Annotated in this window: 7 protein-coding genes; all 7 read right to left on the bottom strand. The window is 42.3% G+C overall.

Annotated features, from left to right (window positions below; all coding sequences use genetic code 11):
* Positions 1-413, bottom strand: a 413-nt coding sequence (locus tag B4033_RS11900; protein WP_286834239.1) for a pyridoxine 5'-phosphate synthase, incomplete at its 3' end; no start/stop codon positions are given.
* A 13-nt stretch (positions 414-426) separates the two neighbouring features.
* The gene (gene recO / locus B4033_RS11895) at positions 427-1,137 is read right to left on the bottom strand and encodes a DNA repair protein RecO (RefSeq protein WP_286834237.1); all 711 of its coding nucleotides are present in this window, start codon (positions 1,135-1,137) and stop codon (positions 427-429) included.
* A gap of 11 nt (positions 1,138-1,148) precedes the next feature.
* Positions 1,149-1,346 carry an NF038104 family lipoprotein gene (locus B4033_RS11890; RefSeq protein WP_286834235.1) on the bottom strand — a complete coding sequence of 66 codons (198 nt, stop codon included), beginning with the start codon at positions 1,344-1,346 and terminating at the stop codon, positions 1,149-1,151.
* Positions 1,347-1,363: 17 nt separating this feature from the next.
* A complete protein-coding gene (gene era / locus B4033_RS11885) occupies positions 1,364-2,392 on the bottom strand; it encodes a GTPase Era (RefSeq protein WP_004815199.1) in 1,029 nt (342 codons plus the stop codon).
* Entirely contained in the window at positions 2,392-3,090 is a 699-nt protein-coding gene (gene rnc / locus B4033_RS11880) for a ribonuclease III (protein WP_376745272.1), read from the bottom strand. Before rnc ends, era begins: the two co-directional genes overlap by 1 nt.
* Positions 3,062-3,433, bottom strand: coding sequence for a DUF4845 domain-containing protein (locus B4033_RS11875; protein ID WP_163169439.1), 372 nt, complete (start codon positions 3,431-3,433; stop codon positions 3,062-3,064). Before B4033_RS11875 ends, rnc begins: the two co-directional genes overlap by 29 nt.
* 27 nt (positions 3,434-3,460) lie before the next feature.
* Positions 3,461-4,108 (bottom strand): signal peptidase I (gene lepB, locus B4033_RS11870; protein ID WP_286834227.1); only part of this gene is annotated, 648 nt, incomplete at its 5' end.

Here is a 4,108-nt window from a genome sequence, read left to right as displayed (position 1 = left end):
GCAAAGTCAGCATCAATAAATAGTGACACATCACAGCCAATCGCAGTTAGCTCTTGAGTAGCCTTCTTTACATCTTCAAAATGACCAACCACATCCAGACCGCCTTCAGTAGTGACTTCCTGACGTTTTTCAGGCACGAAACAGACATGCTGCGGCTGAATTTCTTTAGCAAAGGCCACCATTTCATCAGTTACTGCCATTTCCAGATTCATATGCGTGGTCAATACCGGACGCATACGACGTACATCATCATCCTGGATATGACGACGGTCTTCACGTAAATGCAGGGTAATGCCCTCTGCACCCGCCTGTTCGCAGATCAATGCAGCATTGACTGGGTCTGGGTACGTCGTACCACGTGCTTGTCTTAAAGTTGCGACATGGTCAATATTGACACCAAGTAATGCAGCCATAATATTTTCCTAACTACGATTGAGATTGAGAATTTTGGATCCACAATTGTCGACTTTTGAGTGGTCGGTCACCAAGTAAGGCGGTAATCACCTGTCGATAAAGCTTCGTCAATAATTGTAACTGTTCTGGATTAAAATCCCTACCGTTTTCATAGCTCAACATAGTTAAAATCTGCTGTCCCGACAGGGTTGAACGTGAGGCTTTGGCAGAGGGCATGAAACCATCATTGAGCTGAAAATAGTAATGCTGTTGAGGAGCGATAACTACCTGATTCGCATCGACTGAAAAGTCCAGACCATAGCCGAGTTCTTCCAGCAAAACATGCTCAAACTGGCGCAAGATCTGCTTGAGATAGGTATTCGGATCAGTTTGTGTAGAAAGCTGCTGTAAAGCCACTAAAGTTTCGCCATATTTAGCATAAGTCTGTGGCATTTCTACTTCGAGTGGGCAAAGTCGCAGCAGAATCTCGTTCAGATAAAATCCTGAAAAGAATGCATCCCCAAAAAAGAAAATAGGCTGATTGACGATTTCGAGTTTAGTAAAATTTTTGAGTTCAGATTTACCTGATGCTTGCAAGCTGATTGGCTGATATTGCGGGGGTGGCGTCTGTCTTAAAATCCCATCGATACGGCCATATTCCTGAGTAAATAAATGCACAATATGGCTGCGATCACGATATTTTCGGTGATGAATCAGATATCCATGCAGCACTTCATTACGCATAGGCTGCTTCTTTAATCTTTATTCTTTTTTGAATTTTTCTCATCTTCTTCGCCATCCCCATCCGGAATGGCGGCGCCCACAACAGCCGCAGTACCTTTGACTGCAACTTTTGTAGTTTTATAAGCAACTTTCACTGGAACGGTCACAACTTTATGAATACAACCCTGCAAGAATAAAACACATGCAGTAATTGTCAGCAATTTCATCATGATCCGTTCCTGCAAAATTAAATATCGCTATAACCTAAGCTTTTTAACGCTCGTTCATCATCAGACCAGCCACCTTTGACTTTCACCCAAAGTGTCAGCATGATTTTCTGTTCGAACATTTTTTCCATATCGACACGTGCATCCATGCCAATTTTTTTCAACTTAGAACCTTTTTCACCAATCACAATGGCTTTCTGGCCAGGACGATCAACAAAAATCGTCGCATCGATATAGGTACATGCCGGTTTCATGCGACCCGTTTTCTCATTCAAGGTCGGCTCTTCCGTTTTAAAGGATTCGATCTGAACAGTTAAGTCGTATGGCAGCTCTTCGCCCAACTGACGCATGATCTTTTCACGGATAATTTCAGATGCCAGGAAGCGCTCTGAACGGTCAGTCAGCTGATCCAGTGAATATAACGGTGGCTGGAACGGTAGATAATTAGCAATCGTTGTACGCAGATGCTCAAGGTTAGCACCACGAAGCGCAGAAACCGGTACGATTTCAGCAAAGTTCATCAGCTTGGCACGTTCTTGAATCAAAGGTAATGCATGGTTTTTATTTTCTAGTGTATCAATCTTATTGATCACCAGAATGACCGGCATATCCGCATTTTTCAGCTTTTCCAAAACCAGGTCGTCGTTTGGCGTCCACTTATCTGCATCAACAACAAATAAAACCAGGTTTACATCACGCAATGCAGAATGCGCAGCGCGGTTCATCATTTTATTGATGGCACGTACTTCTTTCTTGTGCATCCCTGGAGTATCCACAAATACTGCCTGAGATTTCTCACGTGAATCAATACCCACAATTTTGTGACGTGTGGTTTGTGGCTTACGTGAAGTAATCGAAAGTTTCTGTCCCAAAATATGGTTCATCAAGGTTGATTTACCCACGTTTGGACGACCAACAATCGCAACAAAACCACTGCGGTAATCCGAAGGGATTTCAGTGCCTTGTTCGCTAAAAAATTGACTAATTAAGTCATTGCTGTCGCTTTGCGACTCGTGATCAGCATCGATGTGATCGGAATGAGTAGTCATTAAGACTTATGCTCCAATAGTTTTAAAATTTCTGCTGCAACTGCTTGTTCAGCAAATCGGCGACTTGAACCCTCGCCGATCAGGATAGGTAAGTCCTCAATCCGGCACTCCACTTTGAAATGCTGGTTTGGGGCATCACCTTGAATATCTACAACCTCGTAAACTGGGAGAGGTTTCTTACGTGCTTGTAAATACTCTTGTAAGCGAGATTTAGGGTCTTTAAGCTGATCGGTCGGCTCAATATGGTCTAAATACGGTTCATACCATTTTAACACAATCGGCTCTAACACGGTGAGATCACCGCAATCGACATAGATCGCACCAATAATGGCTTCTACCGTATCTGCCAGTATAGACTCATGATGATGACCGCCAGATTTCAATTCACCGGTACTGAGAATTAAATTCTGGCTCAGCTTTAAATCATTGGCGATTTTTCCTAATGCTTCCTGACGAACCAGAGTCGCACGCATACGCGTTAAACGGCCTTCATTTTCGTGTGGATAAGCAGTGAAGAGATAATTGGCAATGATCATCCCTAAAAGCGAATCGCCCAGAAATTCCAGGCGCTCGTAGTTGTGTTTATGACTGACTGAACGATGGGTCAATGCCAGTTTCAGCAAATCAGCCTGTTTAAACTGATAGCCGATCCGCTTGGCAAGACGTTCATCATTTAGCTTTGACTGTGCTTTGATCAAACTCTTTCTCAAACTTCATCACTAAATCGATATTCATTAGAAAATTCTTGCGAACTTCATAATTCTTTCTTACGACCATCGCTTGCGCATTGTCGAGAATAACATTCTGCTTAATGTCAAAATCGCGAATGTTATTCATCTCTAAACGCTTAGACAGATCCGAATTAAATTTCTCCGGCGTGATATTTGCGGGAGCTGTTTTTAATATCTCCTCAATCTGGCTATCTACTAGGCGGTCATCGAAATACGGACCCCATACCGCAATTGCGATTTTTGCCAGAAAAGCAAACCCCATAATTGCAAACAATATTGCAATATACGATGCACCTTGTTGATGTCTCATTTTTATTTTCCCAATTGAAACAATAAATTAGTCAATTGTTCCGTTTCGGCTAAACGAAGGTAATTTAAAACCTGGCTCTTTATGCATCCATACATAGAAGGCGCGACCGGTTAAATTTTCTTCCGGAACAAATCCCCAGAAGCGACTGTCAGCACTTTGATCACGATTATCCCCCATTGCAAAGTACTGACCTTCTGGAACTTTTACTTCCCAATATAAACCATTTTCACCTGAATATTTACCATTTTCCACAAAGTTGATAAATGGTGCCTGACGCGCCACATTTACCCCTTCAAGCTCACGCATGGTAAAGGTATGCTTACCTAAAGTCTCTTTGTGATAAATTGATTCAGGCGTATCTAAACGGTCTTTTTCACGGCTAAATTCAACAGGAACTTTAGTGACTTTTTCACCATTAATAATCAATTGACCATGATCATAAACAATATGATCACCCGGCAAACCTACAATACGTTTGATATAGCTAATGCCAGGTTGTGGTGGATAACGGAATACCGCCACTTCACCACGTTCTGGACTTCCAGTATCAATAATTTTGCTATTTATGATGGGCAGACGCACACCATAATCGAATTTATTGACCAGAATGAAGTCACCTGTTTCCAGGGTGGGCACCATGGAATCAGATGGAATATTAAAAGGCTCATATAAGAA

Source organism: Acinetobacter sp. UBA3132, from assembly GCF_002364825.1.
Classification (GTDB): domain Bacteria; phylum Pseudomonadota; class Gammaproteobacteria; order Pseudomonadales; family Moraxellaceae; genus Acinetobacter; species Acinetobacter schindleri.
This window is presented reverse-complemented; position numbering and strand designations above follow the sequence as displayed.

Bases quoted from the DNA above. Each gene is read 5' to 3' on its own strand.
- era (WP_004815199.1), bottom strand. From the start codon at position 2,392: ATGACTACTCATTCCGATCACATCGATGCTGATCACGAGTCGCAAAGC.
- B4033_RS11875 (WP_163169439.1), bottom strand. From the start codon at position 3,433: ATGAGACATCAACAAGGTGCATCGTATATTGCAATATTGTTTGCAATT.
- recO (WP_286834237.1), bottom strand. From the start codon at position 1,137: ATGCGTAATGAAGTGCTGCATGGATATCTGATTCATCACCGAAAATAT.
- B4033_RS11890 (WP_286834235.1), bottom strand. From the start codon at position 1,346: ATGATGAAATTGCTGACAATTACTGCATGTGTTTTATTCTTGCAGGGT.